This is a genomic window from Labedella gwakjiensis, from assembly GCF_003014675.1.
Taxonomy (GTDB): Bacteria; Actinomycetota; Actinomycetes; order Actinomycetales; family Microbacteriaceae; genus Labedella; species Labedella gwakjiensis.
This window is the reverse complement of record NZ_PYAU01000001.1, coordinates 1,234,360-1,258,620: the sequence shown is the minus strand read 5'-3', so window position 1 is coordinate 1,258,620 and position 24,261 is coordinate 1,234,360. Positions and strand designations below refer to the sequence as shown.

At 70.1% G+C, this 24,261-nt stretch carries 21 protein-coding genes; 10 read left to right on the top strand and 11 right to left on the bottom strand.

Translation table 11 applies throughout. From position 1 onward, the window contains the following. Nucleotides 1–158 precede the first annotated feature (158 nt). Nucleotides 159–2,198, top strand: a complete 2,040-nt coding sequence (glgX, locus tag CLV49_RS05900) for a glycogen debranching protein GlgX (protein WP_106562705.1) — start codon at nucleotides 159–161, stop codon at nucleotides 2,196–2,198. Nucleotides 2,199–2,274: 76 nt separating this feature from the next. Here the strand turns inward: glgX and CLV49_RS05895 are convergent, their stop codons facing one another. Continuing rightward, nucleotides 2,275–2,874: a MerR family transcriptional regulator gene (locus CLV49_RS05895; RefSeq protein WP_106562704.1), complete on the bottom strand. Its 600-nt coding sequence runs from the start codon at nucleotides 2,872–2,874 to the stop codon at nucleotides 2,275–2,277. A gap of 193 nt (nucleotides 2,875–3,067) precedes the next feature. Between CLV49_RS05895 and CLV49_RS05890 the strand changes: the two genes are divergently transcribed. Beyond that, nucleotides 3,068–3,574 carry a DoxX family protein gene (locus CLV49_RS05890; protein ID WP_106562703.1) on the top strand — a complete coding sequence of 169 codons (507 nt, stop codon included), beginning with the start codon at nucleotides 3,068–3,070 and terminating at the stop codon, nucleotides 3,572–3,574. 19 nt (nucleotides 3,575–3,593) lie between these two features. Here CLV49_RS05890 and CLV49_RS05885 read toward each other — a convergent pair whose 3' ends face one another. Further along, nucleotides 3,594–4,076, bottom strand: coding sequence for a hypothetical protein (locus CLV49_RS05885; protein ID WP_127054490.1), 483 nt, complete (start codon nucleotides 4,074–4,076; stop codon nucleotides 3,594–3,596). Nucleotides 4,077–4,376: 300 nt separating this feature from the next. Here CLV49_RS05885 and CLV49_RS05880 point away from each other — a divergent pair, with 300 nt between their 5' ends. Further along, nucleotides 4,377–4,916 (top strand): TetR/AcrR family transcriptional regulator, encoded by a 540-nt coding sequence (locus CLV49_RS05880; RefSeq protein WP_158261908.1) that lies wholly within the window; start codon nucleotides 4,377–4,379, stop codon nucleotides 4,914–4,916. Nucleotides 4,917–4,987: 71 nt separating this feature from the next. After that, nucleotides 4,988–5,596, top strand: a complete 609-nt coding sequence (locus CLV49_RS05875) for a GNAT family N-acetyltransferase (protein ID WP_243696744.1) — start codon at nucleotides 4,988–4,990, stop codon at nucleotides 5,594–5,596. A gap of 34 nt (nucleotides 5,597–5,630) precedes the next feature. Here the strand turns inward: CLV49_RS05875 and CLV49_RS05870 are convergent, their stop codons facing one another. The 3 genes from CLV49_RS05870 to CLV49_RS05860 are packed head-to-tail and all read right to left on the bottom strand — an operon-like array spanning nucleotide 5,631 to nucleotide 8,933. Continuing rightward, on the bottom strand, nucleotides 5,631–5,981 hold the full coding sequence (locus tag CLV49_RS05870) for an iron chaperone (protein ID WP_106562699.1): 351 nt from the start codon (nucleotides 5,979–5,981) through the stop codon (nucleotides 5,631–5,633). 40 nt (nucleotides 5,982–6,021) lie between these two features. After that, nucleotides 6,022–7,575 (bottom strand): GMC family oxidoreductase, encoded by a 1,554-nt coding sequence (locus CLV49_RS05865; protein WP_106562698.1) that lies wholly within the window; start codon nucleotides 7,573–7,575, stop codon nucleotides 6,022–6,024. Continuing rightward, nucleotides 7,572–8,933: an alpha/beta hydrolase gene (locus CLV49_RS05860; protein WP_106562697.1), complete on the bottom strand. Its 1,362-nt coding sequence runs from the start codon at nucleotides 8,931–8,933 to the stop codon at nucleotides 7,572–7,574. Before CLV49_RS05860 ends, CLV49_RS05865 begins: the two co-directional genes overlap by 4 nt. A gap of 282 nt (nucleotides 8,934–9,215) precedes the next feature. Here CLV49_RS05860 and CLV49_RS05855 point away from each other — a divergent pair, with 282 nt between their 5' ends. Next, nucleotides 9,216–10,115 (top strand): SDR family oxidoreductase, encoded by a 900-nt coding sequence (locus CLV49_RS05855; RefSeq protein ID WP_243696743.1) that lies wholly within the window; start codon nucleotides 9,216–9,218, stop codon nucleotides 10,113–10,115. Nucleotides 10,116–10,154: 39 nt separating this feature from the next. Here the strand turns inward: CLV49_RS05855 and CLV49_RS05850 are convergent, their stop codons facing one another. Together CLV49_RS05850 and CLV49_RS05845 are read right to left on the bottom strand one after the other, a co-directional pair. Next, nucleotides 10,155–11,195: a Gfo/Idh/MocA family protein gene (locus CLV49_RS05850; protein WP_106562695.1), complete on the bottom strand. Its 1,041-nt coding sequence runs from the start codon at nucleotides 11,193–11,195 to the stop codon at nucleotides 10,155–10,157. Between the two features lie 94 nt (nucleotides 11,196–11,289). Continuing rightward, nucleotides 11,290–11,877: a TetR family transcriptional regulator gene (locus CLV49_RS05845; protein ID WP_106562694.1), complete on the bottom strand. Its 588-nt coding sequence runs from the start codon at nucleotides 11,875–11,877 to the stop codon at nucleotides 11,290–11,292. A 95-nt stretch (nucleotides 11,878–11,972) separates the two neighbouring features. Between CLV49_RS05845 and CLV49_RS05840 the strand changes: the two genes are divergently transcribed. The 5 genes from CLV49_RS05840 (at nucleotide 11,973) to CLV49_RS05820 (ending at nucleotide 18,969) form a co-directional block, all read left to right on the top strand. Beyond that, the gene (locus CLV49_RS05840; RefSeq protein WP_106562693.1) at nucleotides 11,973–13,013 is read left to right on the top strand and encodes an NAD(P)-dependent alcohol dehydrogenase; all 1,041 of its coding nucleotides are present in this window, start codon (nucleotides 11,973–11,975) and stop codon (nucleotides 13,011–13,013) included. A 115-nt stretch (nucleotides 13,014–13,128) separates the two neighbouring features. Then, nucleotides 13,129–14,322, top strand: coding sequence for an MFS transporter (locus CLV49_RS05835; RefSeq protein ID WP_127054488.1), 1,194 nt, complete (start codon nucleotides 13,129–13,131; stop codon nucleotides 14,320–14,322). An 86-nt stretch (nucleotides 14,323–14,408) separates the two neighbouring features. Then, nucleotides 14,409–16,184, top strand: a complete 1,776-nt coding sequence (locus CLV49_RS05830) for a glycoside hydrolase family 15 protein (protein WP_106562691.1) — start codon at nucleotides 14,409–14,411, stop codon at nucleotides 16,182–16,184. A gap of 176 nt (nucleotides 16,185–16,360) precedes the next feature. After that, entirely contained in the window at nucleotides 16,361–18,709 is a 2,349-nt protein-coding gene (locus CLV49_RS05825; protein ID WP_106562690.1) for a carbon starvation CstA family protein, read from the top strand. Next, nucleotides 18,709–18,969: a YbdD/YjiX family protein gene (locus CLV49_RS05820; protein ID WP_106562689.1), complete on the top strand. Its 261-nt coding sequence runs from the start codon at nucleotides 18,709–18,711 to the stop codon at nucleotides 18,967–18,969. Before CLV49_RS05825 ends, CLV49_RS05820 begins: the two co-directional genes overlap by 1 nt. A gap of 119 nt (nucleotides 18,970–19,088) precedes the next feature. On the opposite strand, the gene arfA is transcribed toward CLV49_RS05820, so the two are convergent. The 4 genes from arfA to CLV49_RS05800 all read right to left on the bottom strand — a co-directional run bounded on the left by arfA (nucleotide 19,089) and on the right by CLV49_RS05800 (nucleotide 23,971). Further along, the gene (gene arfA / locus CLV49_RS05815; RefSeq protein WP_106562688.1) at nucleotides 19,089–20,624 is read right to left on the bottom strand and encodes an arabinosylfuranosidase ArfA; all 1,536 of its coding nucleotides are present in this window, start codon (nucleotides 20,622–20,624) and stop codon (nucleotides 19,089–19,091) included. 130 nt (nucleotides 20,625–20,754) lie between these two features. Then, complete coding sequence (locus CLV49_RS05810; RefSeq protein WP_106562687.1) at nucleotides 20,755–21,657, bottom strand: carbohydrate ABC transporter permease; 903 nt, start codon at nucleotides 21,655–21,657, stop codon at nucleotides 20,755–20,757. Continuing rightward, nucleotides 21,654–22,634: a carbohydrate ABC transporter permease gene (locus CLV49_RS05805; protein WP_106562686.1), complete on the bottom strand. Its 981-nt coding sequence runs from the start codon at nucleotides 22,632–22,634 to the stop codon at nucleotides 21,654–21,656. Before CLV49_RS05805 ends, CLV49_RS05810 begins: the two co-directional genes overlap by 4 nt. Next, the gene (locus tag CLV49_RS05800) at nucleotides 22,631–23,971 is read right to left on the bottom strand and encodes an extracellular solute-binding protein (RefSeq protein WP_106562685.1); all 1,341 of its coding nucleotides are present in this window, start codon (nucleotides 23,969–23,971) and stop codon (nucleotides 22,631–22,633) included. The genes CLV49_RS05805 and CLV49_RS05800 overlap by 4 nt, the downstream gene beginning before the upstream one ends. Nucleotides 23,972–24,261 lie beyond the last annotated feature (290 nt).

The following is a 24,261-nucleotide window of genomic DNA, read 5'->3' as shown; positions in this document are numbered from 1 at the left end:
GCCGGACGAGCACAGATCGCGGCGGTCGTCAACACCCCTGTCTACTCGGGGAGTTCCCGCATGATCGAGGGAGGCCCGCCGAGCAGGCGGCCTCCCCTCTCCCCTCAGGCCGCCGTGCGGACTCCCGTGCTGCGCGCCATCTCATCGACAGGACCACCATGGCTTCGGCGCGCTCCCTCCCGTACCCGCTCGGCTTCTCCGTCATCGACGGTCGCCAGAACTTCGCCCTCTACTCCGAGACGGCCGACGCCGTCTACGTGTGCATCTTCGACGAGAGCGGCGAAGAGACCCGCGTCCGTGTCGCCGAGCGCACCGGCCACGTCTTCCACGGCTTCGTCGAGGGTGCCGAGGTGGGCACGCGGTACGGCATCCGCGTCGACGGTCCGTGGAACCCCGAGGCAGGGATCCGCCACAACGTCGAGAAGCTCCTCCTCGACCCGCACGCCACGGCGATCGAGGGCGGCTACACGTGGGGTCAGGCCGTCTTCGGCCACGACATGAACGAGTCCGAGACGCGAGACGACACGGACTCCGCCGACGCGACGCCGCGCTGCGTCATCACCGACCCGTCCTTCGACTGGTCCGGCGACGTCGCGCCCCGCACGCTCCTCTCCGACACGGTCGTCTACGAGACGCACGTGAAGGGCTTCACGCAGCTGCACCCCGACGTGCCCGAGGACATCCGCGGAACGTACGCCGGCCTCGCGCACCCCGCCGCGATCAAGCACTTCACCGACCTCGGCGTGACCGCCGTGGAGCTCCTCCCCGTGCAGCAGTTCGTGCAGGACAGCCACCTCGAGGAGAAGGGCCTCCGCAACTACTGGGGCTACAACTCCATCGGCTTCTTCGCCCCGCACAACGAGTACGCAGCGGCGGGCGATGGCGGCGGCCAGGTGGCCGAGTTCAAGCAGATGGTGAAGGATCTCCACGCCGCCGGACTCGAGGTGATCCTCGACGTGGTCTACAACCACACCGCCGAGGGTAACCACATGGGCCCGACGCTATCGTTCAAGGGCATCGACAACGCCGCCTACTACCGCCTCGTCGAGGGCGACGAGGGCAACTACTTCGACACCACGGGAACGGGCAACAGCCTCAACGTCGGCCACCCCGCCGCGCTCGGGCTCATCATGGACTCGCTGCGCTACTGGGTCACCGAGATGCACGTCGACGGCTTCCGCTTCGACCTCGCCACGACGCTCACGCGCCAGGGCGGCGACGCCGAACTGCACAGTGCGTTCCTCACCCTCATCCAGCAGGACCCGGTGCTCGCGCCCGTGAAGATGATCGCCGAGCCGTGGGACACCGCCGGCTACCAGGTGGGCGGCTTCCCCGCCGACTGGTCGGAGTGGAACGGGAAGTTCCGCGACGATGTACGCGACTTCTGGAACAGCACGGACGCCGTGCTCGGCACGCTCGCGCAGCGCGTGCTCGGCTCGCCCGACGTGTACGAGTCGTCGCGGCGCTCGCCGCTGTCGAGCGTCAACTTCGTGACGGCGCACGACGGCTTCACCCTCGCCGACCTCACCTCCTACGCCGAGAAGCACAACGAGGCGAACGGCGAGGACAACAACGACGGCGAGAGCGACAACAAGTCGACCAACGGCGGCGCCGAGGGCCCGACCGACGACGAGGCCGTGAACGAGCGCCGCGACCGCAAGCGCCGCAACCTCCTCGCGACGCTGCTCCTCTCCGCCGGCGTCCCGATGATCCTCGGCGGCGACGAGCTCGGCCGCACGCAGGGCGGCAACAACAACGCCTACTGCCAGGACGACGAGATCTCGTGGTTCGACTGGGCGAACGCCGACCAGGACCTGCTCGCGTTCACGACGTCGCTCATCGAGCTGCGCCGCACGTCGCCCGCTCTGCGACCGACGTGGTTCCGACAGGCCCCCGATGCCGACGACGCGCGCGACACCGTCGACGTGCTGCGTTCGGACGGAGAGGGCTTCGCCGACGAGGACTGGGACAACCCCGACGCGCGTTCGATCACGTTCGTGTTCGAGCACGAGGGCGCCGATGCATTCGCGCTGCTCTTCAACGCGGCCGACAACGGCGTGGAGTTCACGGTGCCGCAGGCGCCGAACGCCGAGTGGGAGCTCGCCGCGTCGAGCGACGCCGGACAGACGGTCGAGGGCGAGGTCACGACCCTCATCGTCCGCGACGAGTCGTTCACGCTCCTCCGCTCCCGCGCGTAGTCCCACCCCCCCCACCTCCCGTGAGGTGTCGCGAATGGTCGTCATCCCTCGTCGGATGGCGACCATTCCTGTCATCTCACCGGTCTTCGGCGAGCCGGCGGTGGGCGAGGCGGCGGAGGGCGAGGATGACCGGCTCGTAGAGGGCGGTGCCGAGCACGGCGTAGGCCACCGCCTCGCGATCGCTCATCGAGGAGACGGGCGCGAGTTCCTCCCGGGCGAGGGGGAGGACCGCGTCCCAATAGCGTCGGGCGATGTCGTCGTCCCACGCGAGTCCGGCCCGCTCGAGCCCCTCGATGGCCGCCTCGAGTTGGGCTGAGGCGGGGTACTCGGGGTCGAACTCGATGCCGAGAGCCCGAGCCGTCGACGCGGCGCGCTCGGAGGTGACCGTCGGCGTCTCGACATAGGGCGGCAGCGCCGCGACCCCGTGTCCCATCGCGGCGACGAGGTCGGCATCGGGTTCGTCGATGATCGCGAGGATCTCGCGCACTTTGGCGAGGGGGAGTCCGCGGACCCCGGTCAAGGCTCCGATGAGGCCGACGCGTTCGAGGTGCTCCGGCCCGTATTCGGCGCGCGTCGCGGCGGTCACGGTGCCGCGCTCGAGCATGCCCTCGCGCAGGTAGAACTTCAGGGTGGCGATGGGCACGCCGCTCGCGGTGGCGAGTTCCGAGATGCGCATGGGGACCTTTCGTCGAGGCCGCTGTCGTCGGGTGGTCTTGCGCTGGATAGTCTAACTACCTAATATTGGGTACTGACACTATCCAACCTGGCCGGATGCCCCGGCCCCCGCGCAGGGACGGCTCCCGTGCACCCCGTCGCGGGTGTGTGGCCGCCCTCTGACGCCACCGATCCATCCCCGACTGGAGTTCATCATGGTTCCGTTCATCGTCCTCGTCGCCGCATTCGTCGCGGCCCTCCTCGTCACGGCTCGCGGCACTGCGCGGCGTCCCGATGTCACGGTGGCGCTCCGCATCGCCGTCGCCGCGATGTTCCTCGTCTCGGGCTCGAGTCACTTCGTCGGGATGAGGGAGGAGTTGATCGACATGGTGCCCGACCTGTTCCCGAATCCGGACCTCGTCATCGACCTGACGGGCGTCCTCGAGCTCGCCGCCGCTCTGGCGATGGTGTCCCGCCGCCTCGCCCCGTGGGCGGCGACCGGGCTCACGTTGCTGCTGATCGCGATGTTCCCGGCCAATGTCGAGCTCGCCCTGTCGGGAGCCGACCTGCCGTGGAATCAGACACTCGTCCCGCGCTCGGTCATGCAGGTGGTCTTCGTCGTCGCCACGTCCGTGTTGGCCGTGCGCGGCTTCGCCTCGCTCCGCCGTTCCCGCGGAGCCACGAGCGAGCGGACCACGGCGACGGAATCCACCACCGTGTGAGCGCGCGGCGAGCCGCCGGTCACGAGCCCGTGAACGGGTTGTCGTGGGGGAGCGGTGGCAGGCCGTGGGCCTCCTGGACCTGCTCCCAGGAGTATCCGGTGGGGATGAGGATGTCTCCGACGTGGATGGAGCTGCTGCAGTCGAATCCCCCGCGGCCCTCGATCGTCTCGAGCTGCCACCAGGAGCGTCCGAAGCGCGCGCAGATCGCGGCGGCCGTGTCGCCCTGCGTCACGGCGTAGAACCAATAGCCGTCGGCGTTCTGGCGTGCTTCGCCTGCCGCGTGGTCCGTCGGCCCCGAGTCGCTGAGGAGTGCGGGATCGAAGAGCGGGATCCCGGCCGGTTCGGTGGTGAATGCGGCCGGCAAGGGAAGCCGACCGGAGGCGGACGGGGCTTCCCTCGTCGATTGGGTGATCGAGCCGAGCGAGCAGGCCGCCGCGGCCGTCGTGAGCACGAGGAGCGACACGAGGACGAGCCCTCTGCGTCGGTGCTGGGCGGGTGTCACCGCGGGCTCCGGGGGAGTCGGCGTGCGCGGGGTGGCGTCATGTGCCTGCCCTCCCGACGGATGTGTCCTTCTCAGCACGCTACGTGCGGGGTGCGTCGTGGCGCTCCCCCACTTCGCAGGCCCGGACGGGGAGGGGGGTGTCGTGCGGAGGGGGTCGGGGGATGAGTTCGAGCGGCGTCAGGGCGTGTCGGGTGGACATGCCCGTCGCAGGCGTCTCTCGGGAGTGGTGCCGGCGAGGGAATTCTGGGAGGTCTCTGCGACCGATCGTAAACCTACCGTACGTACGGTATGTTTACGATCATGAGGCCGAGCAACCGATCAGACATCCTCGACGCCGCACTGCGGGTGGTCGACAGGGCCGAGGGCGCCGACATCACGTACGACTCGGTGGCGCGCGAGGCGGGGCTCACGAAGGCCGGTCTCATGTACCACTTCCCGTCGAAGGACGCGATGATGATCGCGATCATCGAGCACGTCGTCGGTCGGTGGCAGGCCGAGCTGCTCGATGTGCTCGGCGCCCCGCTCGAGGGATCGACGCTCGAGGACCGCGTGCGTGCCTTCGTGCACTTCGCCGGGTCCGGCGGTGTCACGCAGGGCGAGTTCGTGGTCTTCTCGGAAGCTGTCCGGCGCCCGACGCTCTCGCAGCCGTGGCTCGACTACCTGCGCCGCTGGTTCGACTTCGCTGCAGACGCCGATCCGACGCCCCTCCTCCTCGTCTGGCTCGCGACGAACGGTCTGTGGATCAGCGAGGCCACGGGAGTGCTCGACGTCTCCGACGTGCAGCGGGAGCGGCTCGTCGCACTGATGCTGCGAGTGATCGACGGAGAGACGGTCTCATGAGCCTCTCGACCACAACCACCACCACCTCCACCTCCGCCTCCACCACACCGACCGATACCCGAGGAGCGACCGTGTTCACCATCGTCCCCGCCACACCCGCCACCGTCGCCGACACCGCCGATGTGCTCGCGTCCGCCTTCGAGAACGAGACGGTGATGGGTTCGCTCATCACCGGGAGGAACCGCCGTTCCCGCCTCGCCGGGCTGTTCCGGGCGCTCATGGCGTCGGGTGCGCTCGCGACCGGCCGCGTCGACGTGGCCCGTCGCGACGACGACGGCGCCGTCCTCGGTGCCGCGATCTGGGAGGCGCCCGGTCACCACGCGTCGTTGTTCTCCCAGGTGCGCCGCGCCCCGGAATTCCTCCGCGCGCTCGGTTGGAGCGGCCTTCCGGCGGCTCTCCGCCTACAGGGCGTCCTCGGCACGTACCGGCCGGCCGAGCCGCACTGGTACCTCGCGCAGATCGGTGTCGGCGACGCGGCGCGCGGCGCGGGGGTGGGGTCGGCCCTCCTCACGTCGCGGCTCGCCGCGATCGATGCGTCGGGCATGCCCGCCTACCTCGAATCGTCGAACGAGCGCAATCGTGCCCTGTACCGCCGCTACGGTTTCACGACGATCGCGAACGTCGAGGGCATCCCCGGGGCCTCGCCCGCCGCGATGTGGAGGCGGGCGGCCGTCGCCTGACGCCTCGCCCGGCCCGCCGCTCTCCAACGGCAGGTCACGCCCCGTCGATCTGTGCGACCCGTCTCCGCACGAATCGCTCGAGCAGGTCGTCGGGGAGGCGTTCACCTGCGCGCAGGTGGATCGATCCCTTCGTGCTCCCGAGTCCGGCCGCGGCCACATCGTCCGCGAGGTCCGCGAGGTTCCCGTACGGGTAGACGCCGATGTGCTTCTTCGTGTTCATGACCGAGACGAGGCCCTTGCCGCGGTAGATGAGCGACGGCATGCCGTAGCTCACGCCCTCGACCGCGTCGGGCACGAGCGCTCGCGCCCGATCGTAGATCTCACGGATCCGCGACCGCTCGGGTTCCGGCAGCTCTGCGATGTACTCGCTCACCTCGTTCGCCATGACCCATGGTCCCACCGGCGGGGGCCGGCGGCCAGAGCGATCAGCGCGCGGAGGCCAAGAATCGGTCGGCCGTGCGGAGGGAGAGAGCCATGGTCGCGAGGGCCGGGTTGGCGATGAGCGAGCTCGGGAAGACCGAGTTGTCGCAGATCCACAGGTTCGGCACGTCGAAGCTGCGGCCATCGGGGTCCACGACCGCGCGTTCGCGGTCCGACCCCATACGGGCGGTGCCGAGGGTGTGCGCCGTTCGGGGCAGCACCATCGTCGCCGTCGCCCCGGCGGCCTCGACGATCGAGGTCATCGTGCGGATGGCGTGTCGGTCGATCGCGTCCTCGTTCTCGCCGGCGCTGAACGTGATCCGCGCCTTCGGGATGCCGAGGTCGTCGACCTCGTCGGCGAGCTCGAGGAGGTTTCCCTCGCTCGGCAGGCACTCGCCGTTGATGCCGATACCCGCCATGAACCTGTAGCCGTCCATCGCCTCGACGAGTTCCCGTCCCCAGAGACCTGCGCCACGGACGAGGGTCGTCGCGAGTGTGAGCGGCATGACGCCGAGGCTCTGCATGAGGTAGCCGCCCGCGAAGTCGGCACCGGCCGGCCGCACGAAGTCCTCCGAGATGATCGACGAGGGGTATCCGCGGTAGCCGCGCATCTCCTGCTCGAACCGGCCCCACACCTGCACGCCACCGTGGGCCATGAAGTTGCGGCCGACCTGGCCGCTGCTGTTGCCGATCCCGGTGTGGAGCAGGAGCCGCGGCGTCTCGACGCCACCGGCACAGAGGAACAGGTTCGCGCAGCGCTGGCGGTGGTCGACGCCGTCGCGGCGGTAGACGACGGCCGTCACGCGGCCGTCGGGTCCGCGCTCGATGCCGTGAACGGTCGAGCCCGGCCGGATCTCGGCGCCGTCCGCGACGGCCTGCGGCAGGTAGGTGGTGTCCATGCTCACCTTGGCGCCGTTGCGGCAGCCCTGGTGACATGTGCCGCAGTTGGCGCACGCGGAACGGTGGCCGCCGTGGTCGTGATCGTGGTCGCGCGTCACGAGCGCCGCCGGTGCGTCGGTAGCGCGGACGCCCACGGCCTCGCAGCCCCGGATCATCATGTCGGCCGATGCGTTGCGTGCGACGGGCGGGAAGAGGTAGCGGCGGTCCGGGTCCCACGGGTAGTGGGAAGGACCGGAGACGCCCACGAAGTGTTCGACCGTCTCGATGTAGCCCACGAGTTCCGCGTGGTCGATCGGCCAGTCCTCGCCGCGACCCGATTCGGAACGGAGTCGGAGGTCGTGCTCACTCGGGCGGGGCGCGAACGCTCCCCAGTGCAGCGTCGATCCGCCCACGCCGCGCCCCGAGTTGTTCGGACCGAACGCCGTCGGGGTCTCCCCGCCGCTCAGCCGCTCGTCCATCCAGTTGATGTCGTCAGCGGCCGCGATCTCGTCGGGGGTGTGCTCATGGGGCTCCGTGTTGTCGCCGGCCTCGAGCGCGACGACGCGGAGGCCGCGCGCAGCGAGCGCGGCCAGCAGGGGAGCGCCGCCGGCGCCCGTTCCCACGATCACGGCGTCGACGACCTCGTCGTCGGCGTAGGTGCGCATGTCGGTGAGGTTCATCGGGGGATCACGGGGAGCATCTCCCAGTCCTCTCGTTCGTCGGCGCCGAGCAGCGCGAAGCCGGTGAAGACGTCGTCTCCGCCGTTCGCGAAACCGTCGAAGCCGATGCGGGCCATCGTGGCCGGGTGGGCGAGCCACTGGCGCACGAGGTCCACGCGGGCGTCTTCGAACCACGCGGCGAACTGCGCGGCGGTGAAGTGGTCGTGCTCGTCGTACGTGCCCTCGGAGAGCTGCGCGATGACGGTGTCGAGCTCGCGCGGCGAGCGGGTGCGCAACGGGGCGAGCGCGTCGAGCGCGATGGCGTACGCCTCCCGATCGGTGGGCAGGTCGGCGTTGCGCCAGCCGTCGCCTCCCCCGCCCGCGAGCTGCGTGTCCACCCGGAGGGCGATGTCGATGGCCGGTTCGTCCTGGGGGACCACGCGGTCGGCGAGCACTCGGAGGGTCGCGAGCTGGACATCGGTGAGAGCCTGCGGGGTCGCTCGCGGGTCGTCGGCGACGGCCCGCTGCGCGAGGAGGCCACGAGTGCGGGCGCTCGTCCGCGGCGACGCGATCACGGCGGCCACGTCCGGGGGGACGGCCGGTCCGACGCCGGCCGACGTCGTCCAGAATCGACGGATGGCGTCTGCCACGGCGAGCGGTCGTTCGAGTGGCAGGAGGTGGCCGACGCCCGGGAGGACCTCGACGTCCGCGCGCGGATAGACGGTTTCGTTGAGGCGCCGTTGCGCGTCCTCGCCCAGGTCGCCGTCCTCGCCACCCGCGAGGATGAGCGCGGGGAGGTCGAGCACGCCGACGTCCGTCGAGCGGTCCTCGCGGCTGCCGGTCTCGAACCACGCGCGCCACGCGGCGGTGGAGGTACGGCGGACGTCGTCGATCGCGCGCGCGTCCGCGTCGGGCGCGAGGCCCGTGCCCACGTTCGCGTCCACGAACGTGCGCGCGTCCTCTGCGCTGATCGCGTCGCCCTGCGCCCACGAGAGCATCTGTCGGCGGCGGTCCTCCTCCATCGGCTCCGGCACGGGCGGCGACGCCGCGAGGAGCGCGACGCCGGCGAGGCCGAACAGCTCGGACTCGCCGGCAAGAGCGCGTGCGGCGACCATCGACGCGATCTTCCCTCCCATGCTGTGCCCGACGAGGATCCACCGGGTCGCACCGCTGCGCCGGATCGCGCGCTCCACGTGGCGGATGGTCTCCGGGATGCTCGTCCCGGTCATGGCGGCGGCGTCGCCGAAGCCCGGGAGATCGATCGCCTGCACGTCGAGGCTGTCGGCGAGCGCTTCGGCGACCCCGTCGAATGCTCGAGCGCTCGACCCGAGCGCGTGCAACGCGAATGCCGTCGGTCGTGAGGACGGGGACGTCGACATGAGGGTCTCCGATGCGTGGGGGTTGGGGGGACGGGCGGTGCGTCAGGGACGAGCCGGCCGCCGATTCACGATATGTCGGCCGACGAGAACGGGAGCGGCCGTTGTATTTCCAGGGTTCATGTGACACGGATCGGCTGGACGGGTCGGTGCTCTCGGATAACGCGTCCCCCCGGCATCCGTAAAGGCCTCGCGGTCGCGCTCTGGAGCCGCTTCAGTGGAAGGGCGCCGCGAGATGCGCGAGCGCTCAGGACGACCGACCACCCAGAACGACCGAGGAGACCCGTGACCCGCGACCAGTACACGTTCGCCGACCCGACCACCCTGTATCCCGTGATCTCGCCTCCCGTGCAGCAGCAGGAGGAGCCGGGGCTGCAGGGTCGTATGGATCCCGTGCCGGACCTCGGTGAGGACACCTACCGCGGCACCGGTCGGTTGGCCGGACGCCGCGCCCTCATCACGGGCGCGGACTCCGGCATCGGCGGGGCCGTGGCGATCGCGTTCGCGCGCGAGGGCGCCGACATCGCGCTCTCCTATCTGCCCGAAGAGGAGGAGGACGCGCGCCACGTGATCGGCCTCATCGAGGCGGCGGGACGCACGGCGGTGCCGATCCCCGGCGACCTCAGGGACCCGGCCTACTGCCGCCGCCTCGTGGAGGAGGCGGTCGAGGGCCTTGGCGGACTCGACGCCGTCGTCAACGTCGCCGGCAAGCAGGTGTGGGTGCCCGAGATCGCCGACCTGAGCGACGAGCAGTTCGAGGCGACGTTCCGCACCAACGTCTTCGCGGCCTTCCACGTGATCAAAGCGGCGCTCCCGCACCTTCCCGCGGGCTCGACGATCGTCAACACGGCGTCGGCGGAGGCCTACACCCCCGCTCCCGACCGGCTCGACTACGCCTCGACGAAGGGGGCGATCAACAACTTCTCGAAGGGTCTGGCGCAGCAGCTCGCGTCGACGGGGATCCGCGTGAACGTCGTCGCCCCCGGCCCCACGTGGACGGCGCTCCAGCCGTCGCACGGCGTCGATCCCGAGACCCTCCCCGAGTTCGGCTCGAGCGAGGCGCCCATCGGTCGTGCGGCCCAACCGGCCGAGATCGCACCGGCTTACGTGTTCCTCACGTCGGCGGAGTCGAGCTTCGTCATTGGCGAGACGCTCAACGTGAACGGCGGCATGGTCACGCCCTGACGCGGGCGCCGGCGTCCACCGCCGGCCCGCGGGGTGCTCCTAGCGGGAGTACTCCGCGGAGGCGTGCGCCTCCTCGATGATGGCGAGCACCTCGAGGCTGTCCGCCGGGTCGACGGGGAGGGGGCCCTCGCCGCGGATCGCCTCGGCGAGTCCGCGGTAGAAGGCGGGGTAGTCGCCAGGGAGCGTCTCCACCGGGTGCTGCTCGTCGCCGGCGCCGATGAGGCCCCAGGCGCTCTCGGGGGTGCGGCCGTAGCCGGGGTCGGTGACCGGCAGGCCCTCTCCGAGCTGCTGCTCCTGCGGGTCCGTCCCTCCGATGACGTATGCGGCGCTCGTGCCACGGACGCGGAAGCGGTCCGTCGGGAGGGCGCTCACGGTGCTGAGCGAGAGGCGCGAGCGCACCCCCGACTCGTGCAGGATCGACAGGAGCACGTCGTCGTCGGCCGAACGTCCCTGGCCGCGCGTGTCGATCTCCGCATGCACGGAGGACACGGGTCCGAGGAGCTGGATGGCCTGGTCGATCACGTGCGGACCGAGGTCGTAGAGCACGCCGCCGCCCTGCTCGACGGGCGCCTCGGCCTTCCAGCCGGCCCGGAGGGTGGGACGCCAGCGCTCCATGCGCGACTCGAACGAGAACACCTCACCGAGCTCTCCGCGGGCCGCGAGCTCACGCACCGTGAGGAAGTCGCCGTCCCACCGGCGGTTCTGGAAGACGGAGAGGATCGTGTCGCGCTCGCGGGCTTCGCGGAGCACCTCGCCGCCCTCGGCCGAGCCCACGGCGAACGGCTTGTCGACCACGACGGCGAGGCCGTTCTCGATGGCGCGCTGGGCGAGGGCCGCGTGAGAGGAGTTCGCCGTGGCGATCACGACGAGGTCGAGGTCACCGGCGCGTTCGAAGAACTCGTCGGGGCTCGGGATCACGTCGGCGTCCGGGTGCGCCTCGCGGGCGTCGTCGGTTCGCGACGGGTCTCCCGTCACGATCGCGTCCAGCCGGAAGTCGGCATCCGCTGCGAGCAGTGGTGCGTGGAACACCCGCCCGGACAGTCCGTAGCCGATGATCCCTGTCCGTATATGCTCCGTCACCCTTCCACGCTAGCGTGCACACGCCGTGCCGTCTGCTCCCGCTGGCCCCTTGCCACCTGTCTCCCGGCATTCGCGGACGCGCGGTGGGGACGGGTCAGCGCATGAACGCGCGTTCGACGGTCTCGCGGAGGATCGCGCGGCGGCGGTCGTGCTCGGTTCTCGCTTCGTCGGCGTCCGCGGCGTAGACGTTGCTCACGGGCGACCAGGCCATCGACATCGAGATGACGAGGGCCATGACGTCGAAGGGGTCGCCCTGAACGGTGATCGCGCCCGATTTCTGCGCGGCCGAGATGGCCGAGAGCTTGCCGGCGTCCAGGCGGGCGCCCTCGTCGACGAGCGTGCCTCGCGGGCGCCGCTCGAGGCGTTGCCAGGTGGCGAGGCGGATGAGGTCCGGGCGCTTGAGGTACTCGTCGTAGAGCCGGACGGCCCAGTCCGCCACGTCGTCGGCGTCGATCGGCACGACGTCGACGATGCGTTCGAGCGACGCGGCGAAAACGGTCTCGAAGAGCGCCTCCTTGTTGCCGACGTACGCGTAGATCTGTGCCTTGTTCGTCTGCGACGCTGCCGCGATGCGGTCGATGCGGGCGCCGGCGATCCCGTATTCGGAGAACTCGGCCGTCGCGGCGTCGAGGATGCGTTGGCGGGTCGCCTCGCCCTTCGGCGTGGGGGGTCTCGAGATCATCACGCCAGATTACCAACCGGTTCGTTTGACGACGGTGGGCGTGCGACGTACGCTCTGAATAACAAACCAGTTGGTAACTTTCGGAACGGATGACCATGCGATCAGCACGAGCCCTCGGCACGACCGAGCAGGGCGCGACCCCGACCGTCCGCGACATCGAGCGGCGCGACCTGCGTCCGGACGACGTGGCCGTGCGCGTCACCTTCAGTGGCGTCTGCCACAGCGACCTCCACGCCGTCGACTCGCACACGGACGGCTCGCTCCTCGTGCCGGGCCACGAGTTCGTGGGCGAGGTGACGGCCGTCGGCGCGGACGTGACGGGGTTCGCCGTCGGCGACCCCGTCGCGGTGGGGAACATCGTCGACTCGTGCGGCGCGTGCGACATGTGCCTGGCCGGGCAGGAGAACTTCTGCCGCGAGTTCCCCACGCTCACCTATGGGGGCCGCGACCGTCGCGACGGATCGACGACCCTCGGCGGGTATTCCACCGAGTACGTGGTGCGCGAGGGCTTCGTGTACCACCGGCCCGCCTCGCTCGATGCGGCGGGAGTCGCCCCGCTCATGTGCGCGGGGGCCACGGTGTGGGAGCCGCTCCGCCGGTGGAACGTGGGCCCGGGCGTGCGCGTCGGCGTCGTGGGTCTCGGCGGGCTCGGGCACCTCGCCGTCAAGCTCGCCGCGGCGCTCGGTGCCGATGTCACCGTCTTCACGACCTCGGCCGGGAAGGAGGCGGATGCGCGTGCGCTCGGAGCGCGGGACGTCGTCGTGTCCACCGACGAGTCCGCGATGACGGCCGTGGCCGCACGGTTCGACGTGATCTTCGACACCGTCGCCGTGCCGCACGAGCTCGCCCCGTACCTGCGGACCGTCGCGCTCGACGGCACGCTGTGCGTGCTCGGCTATCTGGGCTCGCTCCCCGTGAACATGCTCGACCTCGCGCTCGGCCATAAGAGTGTGAGCTCCGGGGGCAGCGCCGGACGCCCGCACACGCAGGAACTGCTCGACTTCTGCGGCGAGCACGGCATCACGGCCGACGTCGAGGTGCTCCCGTCCCGCGACGTCGCCACGGCGTTCGATCGCCTGCGCCGCAACGACGTGCGCTACCGCTTCGTCCTCGACCTCGCGGACCTCGCCGACTGAGCCGCCGAGTGATTGTCGGGCGCTGCAGTGATTGATGCAGCGCCCGACAAGAGGTGCAGCGCAACCGGGGCGATTGTGAATCCGGCGACGGAGTGTCCGGGCATACGCTCGGAGGGTGACCTCCCGACCCGCGCCCGGCTCCGGCGGTCGGGGGGAGTCGTCGCAACGGCGCATGCTCGTCGCCTTGCTCGCCGCGGGGATCGCGACGTTCGGAGAGCTATACGCGGTTCAAGGAGTGCTCCCGCTCCTCGCGCGCGACCTCGGGGTGACGCCGGCGCAGGCCGCTCTCACCATCTCGGTCGCCACCGGAGGGCTCGCGCTCACGGTGCTGCCGTGGGCCTCCGTGGCCGAACGGATCGGGCGGCTGCAGGCGATGCGGATCGCCCTCGTCGCGTCGGCGGCGCTCTCGATCGTGGGCGCCCTCGCCCCCACCTTCGAGCTGCTCATGGTGGCGCGCTTCCTCGGCGGCGCCGCTCTCGGTGCGGTGCCGGCGCTCGCCGTGGCGTACATCCACGACCGCACGACGGGCGCGCGAGCGACGGTCGCCGCCACCGCGTACATCTCCGGGACCACGATCGGCGGGGCGGCCGGGCGGATCGTCGCCGGGCTGCTCGCCGACGGACTCGGGTGGCGTGGTGCCCTCCTCGCCGTCTCGGGTGTCGCCGTCGTGAGCGCCGTGCTCTTCGTCGTGCTCGCCCCGGCCGCTCCCGCGCGACGGACGGACGCGACGATGGTCTGGAGCTCGAAGATCGCGCGGGCGCTCGGCGACCCGGTCCTCGTCCGCATCTACGCCGCCGCCGTGCTCCTCGTCGGAGCGTTCGTCTCGGTCTACACCTACGTCGGGTTCCGCCTCGAGGCGCCCCCGTTCTCCTTCACTCCGGCCGCCGCGGCCCTCATCTTCCTGGCGTATCTCGCGGGGACGGTGACGTCGCGTGTCGCCGGCTGGTGGAGCACGCGGACGGGGCGCCGGCTCGTCGCGCTCGCGGGGATCGGCGTCATGATCGTCGGTCTCGTCGTGATGCTGAGCGAGAGCGTTCCCGTGCTGCTCCTGGGGCTCGTGCTCGTGACGGGCGGCTACTTCGCCACCCACGCGACCGCGACGGCGTGGGTCGGTGCGCGGGCCGACGGGCCGTGGCGAGCGCAGGCGAGCGCCCTCTACACGATCGCCTTCTACTCCGGTTCGGCTGTCGGGACCTGGCTCCTCGGCCTCGCCTTCCAGTCCGGCGGCTGGCCGCTCCTCACCGCGATCTCCCTCTCGGCCGCCGTCCTCGCCGCCGCCTTCCTCGTCTCCACCCGCGTGCGTCCCTGACCGGGGACGGCATCCGAGCGCAACCCTCCGGCCCGGCGAGCGGAGCCGACGTCCCGCGGGGTTAATGTGGCGGGAGGAGGTTCCACATGCCGTTGCCGATCGAGGACTACGCGTTGCTGGGCGACAGCAGGGGAGCGGCCCTCGTGGGACGCGACGGCAGCATCGACTGGTTGTGCGTGCCGCGCTTCGACGCCGCCGCGGTCTTCTCGGCCCTGCTCGGCGACGAGGAGCACGGGCGCTGGCTGCTCGCCCCCGTCGCCGAGGCGACGAGCACCCGCTCGTACGAGGACGGGTCGATCATCCTCCGCACCCGGTGGAGCACGGCCGATGGCGAGGCCGAGACGGTCGAGTTCATGCCCACCGACGGCGATACCTCGTCGGTCGTGCGACGGGTGACCGGCATCAGCGGAACGGTGCGGTTCCGCCAGGCCCTCACCGTGCGCCCCAACTTCGCCGACATCATCCCGTGGGTCCGCCAGCTGCCGCAGCGCGCCGACGCCCACCGTCTGCTCGCGATCGGCGGACCGGACGCGATCCTCGTCACCGGGCCGCGGCTTCACGCTGACGGGAACAGCCACGTCGGCGAATTCACCGTGAGCGCGGGCGAGACGGTGGACGTCGTCCTCACGTGGTACCCGTCGTGGCAGGAGACGCCGCTCGTCGGGAGCGTCGACGTGCTGCTCGCGGAGACGCTCGCGCGCTGGGAGGGCTGGCAGCCCGACAACGCCCACGACGGTCCGTATGGGCCGATGGTGTCTCGCTCGCTCACCCTCCTCCGCGCCCTCACCCACGACCGCACGGGCGGGATCGTCGCCGCCGCGACCACGTCGCTGCCCGAGGCGTTCGGCGGCGAGCGCAACTGGGACTACCGCTACGTCTGGCTGCGCGACGCGTCGCTCACAGTGTCGACGCTCCTGCGGCACGGTTTCTTCGACGAGGTGGGGCACTGGCGTTCCTGGTTGCTCCGAGCGATCGCCGGAGACCCGGACGACGTGCAGATCATGTACGGCCTCGCGGGCGAGCGCGAGCTGCCGGAGCGCGTCGTCGAGCGGCTCCCCGGCTACGAGGGTGCGGCCCCCGTGCGCACGGGCAATGGCGCCGTCGATCAGTTCCAGGCCGACGTGCTCGGCGAGGTGCTCGTGTGCCTCGACGACGCGCGCGAGGCCGGGCTCGTCGACCCGCCGGAGTCGTGGGCGCTGCAGCGCGCGCTCCTCAAGCGGCTCGAGCGCACGCGCGCGGATCCGGACAACGGCATCTGGGAGATCCGCGGGGCGCAGCAGCACTTCGTGCATTCGCGAGCGATGGTGTGGGCGGGATTCGACCGGGGGGTCAGGGGCGTTCGCCGCTACGGGCTGCCGGGCGAGGCCGAGCGGTGGGAGCGCTTGCGCGACGAGGTGGCCGCCGACGTCGCGACGAACGGCGTGAGCGCGAGCCACGGCGGCTTCACCCAGTACTTCGGCACGGACGAGGTGGATGCCGCCCTGCTGCAGCTGCCGCAGGTGGGCTTCTGCGCGTACGACGACCCGCGGATGCTCGCGACGGTGGAGCGGATCGAGCGCGACCTCATGCCCGACGGTTTCGTGCTGCGCTACCGCGCCGAGACGGGTGTCGACGGCGTGCCGGGCGCGGAGAACCCGTTCCTCACGTGCTCGTTCTGGCTCGTGGAGCAGTACGCGCGCACCGGTCGACGCGACGACGCCGAGGCCCTCATGGCGAAGCTCCTCGCCGTTGCGAACGACCTCGGCATGCTGAGCGAGGAGTACGACCCCGTCGCGAAGCGCCAGGCGGGCAACACTCCGCAGGCCCTCACACACCTCGCGCTCATCCGCGCCGCCGACGCGCTCGGGGGAGGGCTGGGCTGAACCTCCTCGGCGTTCGCCCGGGTGGATCATCCGTGAGGGCGGCACTTCGGTGCCGAGGGCGGTAGTTCTATGTGGCGCCCTCGCTCGGGAGTAGCCCTTTCGGGGAGGGGTGCGCGTGGCTGTGGATCCGCTGTTAGCCTCGTCGGACGACCACCACCTTTGAGGGAGGAATCGTCATGGGCAGCGACGCCGGACGACAGGACCACGCACGCGATCGAGCGGACCGACGGGGAGGTGGACGAGCAGACCGACGGGGTGGGGCGCAGACACCCGCGGCAGGCGGCGAGGCTGAACCCGTCCTCGTGCAGGACCCGGAGCTCCCGCCCACCGCTCTCGACGATGCCGAACACGCCCCGAAGTGGACGCCACCGAAGGTGATCGTGTGGGTCGCGATCGCGCTCCTCGGAGGCGTCGCGTGGACGATGCTCGCCCTGATCCGTGGCGAGACCGTCAACGCGATCTGGTTCGTCTTCGCCGCGGTCTGCACCTACCTCATCGCTTATCGGTTCTACTCGAAGTTCATCGAGCGGAAGCTCCTCCGCCCCGACGACCGCCGCGCGACACCGGCCGAGTACAAGGCCAACGGCAAGGACTTCGTCCCCACCGACCGCCGGGTGCTCTACGGCCACCACTTCGCCGCGATCGCCGGAGCCGGCCCACTCGTCGGCCCGGTGCTCGCCGCGCAGATGGGCTACCTGCCCGGCACCCTGTGGATCATCATCGGCGTCATCCTCGCGGGCGCGGTGCAGGACTACCTCGTCCTCTTCTTCTCCATGCGCCGCGGCGGCCGCTCGCTCGGCCAGATGGCGCGCGACGAGCTCGGCATGATCGGTGGAACGGCCGCGATCATCGCGACCCTCGCGATCATGGTCATCATCGTGGCGATCCTCGCGCTCGTCGTGGTCAACGCCCTCGGCGAGAGCCCGTGGGGCGTCTTCAGCGTCTCCATGACGATCCCGATCGCCCTCTTCATGGGCGTGTACCTGCGGTACATCCGTCCGGGTCGTATCACCGAGATCTCGATCATCGGCTTCGTGCTCCTCATGTTCGCGATCGTCGCGGGCGGTTGGGTGGCCGAGACGGAGTGGGGTGCCGCGGTCTTCACGCTCGACCGCACCGTGATCGCGATCGGCATCATCGTGTACGGCTTCATCGCCGCGATCCTGCCCGTGTGGCTGCTGCTCGCCCCGCGCGACTACCTCTCCACGTTCATGAAGATCGGGACGATCGTCATGCTCGCGGGAGCGATCGTGCTCGTCCGCCCCGAGATCACCGTGCCCGCGTTCAGCGAGTTCGCCGGCGGCGACGCAGGTCCCGTCGTGAGCGGCTCCCTCTTCCCGTTCCTCTTCGTCACGATCGCGTGCGGAGCCCTCTCCGGCTTCCACGCACTCATCGCTTCGGGCACCACGCCGAAGCTCGTGGAGAAGGAGCGTCAGACGCGCTTCATCGGCTACGGCGGCATGCTCATGGAGTCGTTCGTGGCGATCATGGCGCTCGTCGCGGCCCTCTCGATCGACCGCGGCATCTACTTCGCGATGAACTCGTCGGCCGCGGCCACGGGCGGAACCGTCGAGGGCGCGGTCGCGTTCGTGAACTCGCTCGGCCTGACGGGTGTGAACCTGACGCCCGACATGCTCACGTCGACGGCCGCGAACGTGGGGGAGGAGTCGATCGTGTCGCGTACGGGCGGCGCGCCGACACTCGCCCTCGGACTCGCGCACATCATGCAGCAGCTCATCGGCGGCACCGCGCTCATGTCGTTCTGGTACCACTTCGCGATCATGTTCGAGGCGCTCTTCATCCTCACCGCCGTGGACGCCGGAACGCGCGTCGCCCGCTTCATGCTGCAGGACACCTTCGGCAACATCAACAAGAAGTTCCGCGACCCCGACTGGCGTCTCGGAGCCTGGATCTGCACGGGCGTGATGGTGGCGGCGTGGGGCGCGATCCTCATCATGGGAGTGACCGATCCGCTCGGCGGCATCAACACCCTGTTCCCGCTCTTCGGCATCGCGAACCAGCTGCTCGCGGCCATCGCGCTCGCGGTCTGCATGGCGATCGTGGCGAAGCGGGGCAACTTCCGCTGGTTGTGGATCGTCGCGGTTCCGCTCGCGTTCACCGCGGTCGTCACGATCACGGCGTCGATGTTCAAGATCTTCTCTCCGGTTCCGGCCGTGGGCTACTGGGCGCAGAACGCGGCGTTCCGCAACGCGCTCGCGACGGGCGAGGAGAGCTTCGGCAACGCGCCGACGCGCGAGGCGATGGAGGCCGTCGTGCGGAACACGACCGTGCAGGGCGTGCTGTCGATCCTGTTCGTGACGCTCGCGATCATCGTGATCGCCGCGGCCGTGTGGCACACCGTGAAGTCGTTCCGCACGGGCGGCGGCGCGAGCTCGGAGGACCCGGCGGTGCCGTCGCGGCGCTACGCCCCCTCCGGTCTCCTCGCCACCAAGGCGGAGAAGGCGCTGGAGAAGCAGTGGGCCGAGGTGGACGCGGACAAGCGTCCCGAGCGGGCGAGCCACTGATGAGCGCGCACGGCGGCGCGTTCCGCGGACCGGACGGGAGGCCGGCTGAGACGCTCGGCGCGCTCGTCGGCCGCGGCGTGCGTCGTGTGTGGTCGTCGGTGCGATGGTTCGTCACGTCGATGATGGGCGACACCGCCTACGCGACGTACGCGGAGCATCACCGCCGCGTCCACCCCGACACCCCGGTGCCTGACGAGCGCACCTTCTGGCGCGAACGCTTCGCCGAACAGGACCGCACCCCCGGCTCCCGCTGCTGCTGACCGCGCCCCTACCCGCCCCCACATGCAGCTTTTGAGCGCGTTCACACCGTTACAACGGTGTAAACGCGCTCAAACGCTGCATCTGGCGGGGGCGGCGGAGCGGGAGAGAGGCGGCGGGGTCAGGCGCGGGCGGTGTCGAGGAGGACGACGGACCAGGAGAGCGGCGGGAGGGTCGCGCGGACGGCGCCGTCGACCACGTCGACACCCCGCAGCGGCGTGAGGCCCACGCGGTCCTGGTCGTCCACGACGTTCGCGACGAGGCGGTCGCCGCCCTCCGGCACCGTGAGTACCTCGGCCGAACGGACCGTCGTGGCGCCGAGACCGCGCAGGTCCACCGTGAGGTCGGACGCCTCCGTGAGCGAGCGGTTCGCGAGGAACAGCGCGATCGTGCCGCTCTCCTCGTCCCACGTCGCGGCGGCGTCCACCACATCGACGTCGCCGTAGCGCTTCGTGGACACCTGCGACGAGTCGATCGCGAGCCGCAGGATGCGTCCGCGGGCGTGCTGAGCGATGCGCGCGAACGGCCAGAAGATCGACTGCCGCCACGCGGGCCCGCCCTCCTCTGAACGGATCGGCGCGATCACGTTGACGAGCTGCGCCTGGTTGGCGATCTTCACGCGGTCGCCGTGGCGCAGAAGGCTGTGGAGGAAGGTGCCCACGACGACCGCGTCGGTCACGTTGTACGTGTCCTCGATGAGGCGCGGGTGCTCCCGCCACTGCGCGGCGACGAGGTGCGGCTGGTCCTCGGTCTCGAGGCCGCTCTGGTACCAGACGTTCCACTCGTCGAACGAGATGTCGACCTGCTTGGTGTGCTTGCCCGCCGCCTTCACCGCGTCGACCGTGGCGATGACACCCTCGATGAACGCATCCATGTCCACGGCCTCGGCGAGGAACGAGGCGGCGTCGCCGTCGTGCTCCTGGTAGTAGGCGTGCATGGAGATGTAGTCGACCTCGTCGTACGCGTGGGTGAGCACGGTGTGCTCCCACGAGCCGAAGGTGGGCATCTGCCGGTTCGACGAGCCCACGGCCACGAGCTCGATCGACGGGTCGACGAACTTCATCGCCTTCGCCGTCTCCTGCGCGAGGCGGCCGTACTCCTGGGCGGTCTTGCCGCCGATCTGCCACGGTCCGTCGAGCTCGTTGCCGAGGCACCACAGCTTGATGTCGAACGGGTCGGCCGCGCCGTTCTGGCGGCGGAGGTCGGACCAGTAGGTGCCGCTCGGGTGGTTCGCGTACTCGACGAGCGCGCGCGCTTCCTCCACCCCGCGGGTTCCGAGGTTGACGGCCTCCATGACCTCGACGTCGGCCTCCTTCGCCCACTCGACGAACTCGTGGAGGCCGAATGCGTTCGTCTCGATCGTGTGCCACGCGCCGTCGAGGCGGCGGGGCCGCTTCTCGACCGGGCCGACGCCGTCCTCCCACAGGTAGCCGGAGACGAAGTTGCCGCCCGGGTACCGCACCACGGTGGGGCCGAGCTCCTTCACGAGGGCGAGCACGTCCTTCCGGAACCCGCGAGCGTCGGCCTGCGGGTGGCCGGGCTCGTAGATGCCGGTGTAGACGCAGCGGCCCATGTGCTCCACGAAGGAGCCGAAGAGGCGGCGGGGCACGTCGCCGATCGTGAAGTCGCGGTCGATGGTGATGCGGGCGGTGGTCATGACTCTCCTTGCTGGGCGGTCGGATGGTCGGTCTGCCGAGTGGATGGCAGGCGGTCGATGTGGTGTCGTGGCGCGGACGACCGATCGGCGCGGGCGAGTGCCCGCGCCGATCAGGGACCGAGGGGTGCGGCTACTGGCCGCCGAAGCCGGTCGTCGCCACGCCCTTCACGATCTGCTTCTGGAACACGAGGAACACGGCGATGAGCGGCAGCGCGGCGAGCACGGCCTGCGCCATCACCTGGGCGTACTGCACGCCATAGGCGCTGATCACGGTCTGCAGTCCCACCGGCAGCGTCATGAGCGTGGTGTCGTTGATCACCAGGAACGGCCACAGGAAGTTGTTCCACGCGCCGATGAACACGAAGATCGCGACGGCCGCAAGGATCGGTCGCGAGAGCGGCAGCACGATCGACCAGAAGATCCGGAACCGACCGGCGCCGTCCACGCGGGCGGCGTCCTCGAGCTCGATCGGCACGCCGTCGAAGAACTGCTTGAGGATGAACACCATCGCCGGCACCACGACCTGGGGAAGGATGAGGCCCCAGTAGGTGTCCACGAGGTTGAACGCGAGCATCTGGTAGAAGAGCGGGATGATGAGCGCCTGCGGCGGTACGACGATGCCGGCGATCACGACGGCGAAGAGCCACTTCCGGCCGCGGAAGTCGAGCCGCGAGAACGCGTAGGCCGCGAGGGCCGAGATCGCGAGCGTGATCGCCGTGATCGCGACCGAGGTCGCGAGGCTGTTCCACGCCCAGAGCCACACGTTGCCCTGGGAGAGGATCGCGGTGAACGCGTCCGCCGTGGGCCCGCTCTCCCCGATCCAGGTGGGGGAGCCGGACGCGGCGTCGTTCTCGGTCTTGAAGGCCGTGGCGACCGCCCACAGGAACGGCAGGAGCCAGCCGATCGCCATGAGCAGGAGCACCGCGAAGGCGGCGATGCGCAGGGGGCCGAAGGGGCGGTCGCCGGGCTTGCGCGGGTGCGCCTTCTCCTTCGCCGCCGGGACGGCGATGCTGCGGGTTGCGGTGACGGTCATCGCAGGTTCCTCCTCCGGGAGACGACGAGCGCCTGGGCGACGCCGATGATGACGATGAGGGCGAAGAAGATGTAGGAGATGGCGGCGGAGAAGCCGAACCGGTATCCCACGAATCCGGCCTCGTACATGTACTGGACGATCGAGCGGGTGGTGTCGCTCGAGACGCCGTTGAGCATCTGGTACGCCTGGTCGAACAGCTTGAGCGAGGCGAGCACTTGCAGCATCACGATGAGCACCGTGGCCGGGCCGAGCTGCGGGATCGTGATGCTCCAGAGCTGCCGCCACGGGCCGGCGCCGTCGAGCGAGGCCGCCTCGTACTGCTGGGCCGGGATGTTCTGGAGGGCCGCGAGGTAGAGCAGGAAGTTGAAGCCCACCGTCCACCACACGGTCGCGATGACGATCGCGTACATGTTGGTGTCGGCGTTCTGCAGCCACGCGATGGGTTCCATCCCGAATGCCTTGAGGATGTTGTTCGCCGCGCCGATCTGCGGGTTGAAGATCCACACCCAGATCTGCGAGATCACGGTGGAGGCGAGCAGGAACGGCATGAAGAACGACAGCCGCCACAGCCACTGGCCGGGGATGCCGCGGTCCACGAGCACCGCCATGACGAGGGCGACGAGCACGAGCGGCACCGTGGAGAGCACGGTGAACCAGAGGGTGTTCCCCATCGAGCGCCACATCGTGGGGTCGCTGAGTGCTTCGACGTAGTTCGCCACGCCCACGAAGCCGCCGCCTGTTCCGGTGAGGGACTGGTCGGTGAAGCTCAGGTAGATGCCGTGGATGATCGGCCACACGAGGAAGAGGACGAACGCGATCATGAACGGGGCGAGGAACGCCCAGCTCACGAGCTGCTCTCGGCGGTTCTTCGAGCCGACGCGTCTCGGGTGGGCCGAGCCGGTGACGATTGCGCGCGTCGTTGCGCCGGTGGTGGGTGCCGCGCCTGTCGCGCGGGCGGTCTGGGGTGCGGTGGTCATGATCCGAACGTCCCTTCGGGGTCGGCGGGGTTCGGCTTGGCGAGGAGGTTGTCGACGCGGCGGCGGAAGTCGGTGATCGCCGCGGCCGGGTCGTTCCCATTGAGGAGCACGCCCTGGACGGCTGCGCCGAACTCACTCTGGAAGTTCGAGCCGGAGCCCGTGAACCAGGCGGGCGGGTCGTAGTTCACGTAGTCGGCGGCGTCGGCGTAGTTAGCCTGCGGCACGAGGTCGGCGTAGTCGGGTGATTCCGTGACGGGCAGATACGCCGGGATGTGTCCGGCTTCCGCCCAGTCGAAGGAGCCCTTCAGGAGGTCGGCGACGAATTGGTAGGTGAGCTCGCGCTTCTCCTCGTCCGGGTTCGTCTGGTGGGGGAGCACGAAGGAGTGGGAGTCGGCGTAGACCGCGTCCGTTCCGTACAGGGTGGGGATGCGCGACGCGTTGAAGTCGAAGCCCGCGGCCTGCACGGTGCGCAGCTCCCACACGCCGGTGAGGAGCATGCCGCTCTTGCCCGTGGCGAACTCGGCGACCGCGGTGCCGTAGTCGGCCTGCGCCGCCGCGATCTCGCCGTCCAGCAGGGTCTGCATGTAGGTGAGGGACTCGATCGCGGCGTCGTCGTCGAGCACGCTCTTGCCGCCCTCGGGGGTCTCCATCGCGAGGCCGTGCTGCGTGTAGAGCGTGTAGAAGAGGCGCCACATCTGGGCGCCGTCGCCGAGGTAGCCGTACGAGAGAGCGTGCCCTCCGGCGGCGGCCGCGACCTCGCGGGAGAGGTCGACGAACTCCTCTGGGCTCGTGGTGGCGTTGAGGTTGCCGTCGCTGTCGAGCACGCCGGCCTTGTCGCAGATGTCGGTGTTGAACATCATCACGAAGGGGTGGGCGTCGAGCGCGACGCTGTAGAGGCTGCCGCCCGCGTTGCCCTTCTCCCAGATGGGTTCGGGGAAGGTGGACTCGTCGACGCCGAGGGAGGCGAGCTTGTCCACGTCCCACGGGTCGAGGAGGCCGCCGGGCGCGTAGCCGGCCACGCGGGTGGCGTGCATGATCGCCACGTCGGGCGCCCGCCCGCCGGCCGCCGCCATGGCGAGTTTCGTGTAGTAGGGCGTGCCCCACGCGAGCACCGTGGGGCGCACGCGGTAGGCGTTCTGCGAGGCGTTGGCCGTGTCGAGCAGACCCGACATGGTCACGCCGTCACCGCCCGAGAGCAGATGCCAGAACTGCAGAGTCTGAGCCGCCGACGAGCCGCCCATGGTGGGGGCGCACCCGGACAGGAACGCGGTACCCGCGAGGGCTGCCGCCGTTCCCGCGAGCATCTGCCGTCGAGACAGCTGGGGAGAGGGATTCATGTCACTCCTTCGTGACTTGTACCTACCGGATACCCGACAGCATTACATCGATGTAATGGGTTTGCAAGAGGTTGTTGGGCGGGCGGTGGTCTCCGCCGTTTCTATGCGCCTCGATCAGGCTGGAGAAGGTGAGTGAAATCGTCGTCCTCGCCTCCGTGTCTTTACGAAGTGAGTCGTACCGCTTAGTCTGGAAGGACGAAACGCACTACTCGGTGGCCGGGACGAGGCCCCAGCGGAGTCGTTCGAGCTTCGATTCTCGACCCGGCCTTTCACAGGAAGGCGGGAAGAGA

What these genes read in the sequence shown, in the direction of transcription:
- arfA (WP_106562688.1), bottom strand. Translation starts at nt 20,624, where the DNA reads ATGACCACCGCCCGCATCACCATCGACCGCGACTTCACGATCGGCGAC.
- CLV49_RS05865 (WP_106562698.1), bottom strand. Translation starts at nt 7,575, where the DNA reads ATGAACCTCACCGACATGCGCACCTACGCCGACGACGAGGTCGTCGAC.
- CLV49_RS05820 (WP_106562689.1), top strand. Translation starts at nt 18,709, where the DNA reads ATGAGCGCGCACGGCGGCGCGTTCCGCGGACCGGACGGGAGGCCGGCT.
- CLV49_RS05895 (WP_106562704.1), bottom strand. Translation starts at nt 2,874, where the DNA reads ATGCGCATCTCGGAACTCGCCACCGCGAGCGGCGTGCCCATCGCCACC.
- CLV49_RS05880 (WP_158261908.1), top strand. Translation starts at nt 4,377, where the DNA reads ATGAGGCCGAGCAACCGATCAGACATCCTCGACGCCGCACTGCGGGTG.
- CLV49_RS05860 (WP_106562697.1), bottom strand. Translation starts at nt 8,933, where the DNA reads ATGTCGACGTCCCCGTCCTCACGACCGACGGCATTCGCGTTGCACGCG.
- CLV49_RS05825 (WP_106562690.1), top strand. Translation starts at nt 16,361, where the DNA reads ATGGGCAGCGACGCCGGACGACAGGACCACGCACGCGATCGAGCGGAC.
- glgX (WP_106562705.1), top strand. Translation starts at nt 159, where the DNA reads ATGGCTTCGGCGCGCTCCCTCCCGTACCCGCTCGGCTTCTCCGTCATC.
- CLV49_RS05800 (WP_106562685.1), bottom strand. Translation starts at nt 23,971, where the DNA reads ATGAATCCCTCTCCCCAGCTGTCTCGACGGCAGATGCTCGCGGGAACG.
- CLV49_RS05805 (WP_106562686.1), bottom strand. Translation starts at nt 22,634, where the DNA reads ATGACCACCGCACCCCAGACCGCCCGCGCGACAGGCGCGGCACCCACC.
- CLV49_RS05870 (WP_106562699.1), bottom strand. Translation starts at nt 5,981, where the DNA reads ATGGCGAACGAGGTGAGCGAGTACATCGCAGAGCTGCCGGAACCCGAG.
- CLV49_RS05810 (WP_106562687.1), bottom strand. Translation starts at nt 21,657, where the DNA reads ATGACCGTCACCGCAACCCGCAGCATCGCCGTCCCGGCGGCGAAGGAG.
- CLV49_RS05840 (WP_106562693.1), top strand. Translation starts at nt 11,973, where the DNA reads ATGCGATCAGCACGAGCCCTCGGCACGACCGAGCAGGGCGCGACCCCG.
- CLV49_RS05830 (WP_106562691.1), top strand. Translation starts at nt 14,409, where the DNA reads ATGCCGTTGCCGATCGAGGACTACGCGTTGCTGGGCGACAGCAGGGGA.
- CLV49_RS05845 (WP_106562694.1), bottom strand. Translation starts at nt 11,877, where the DNA reads ATGATCTCGAGACCCCCCACGCCGAAGGGCGAGGCGACCCGCCAACGC.
- CLV49_RS05890 (WP_106562703.1), top strand. Translation starts at nt 3,068, where the DNA reads ATGGTTCCGTTCATCGTCCTCGTCGCCGCATTCGTCGCGGCCCTCCTC.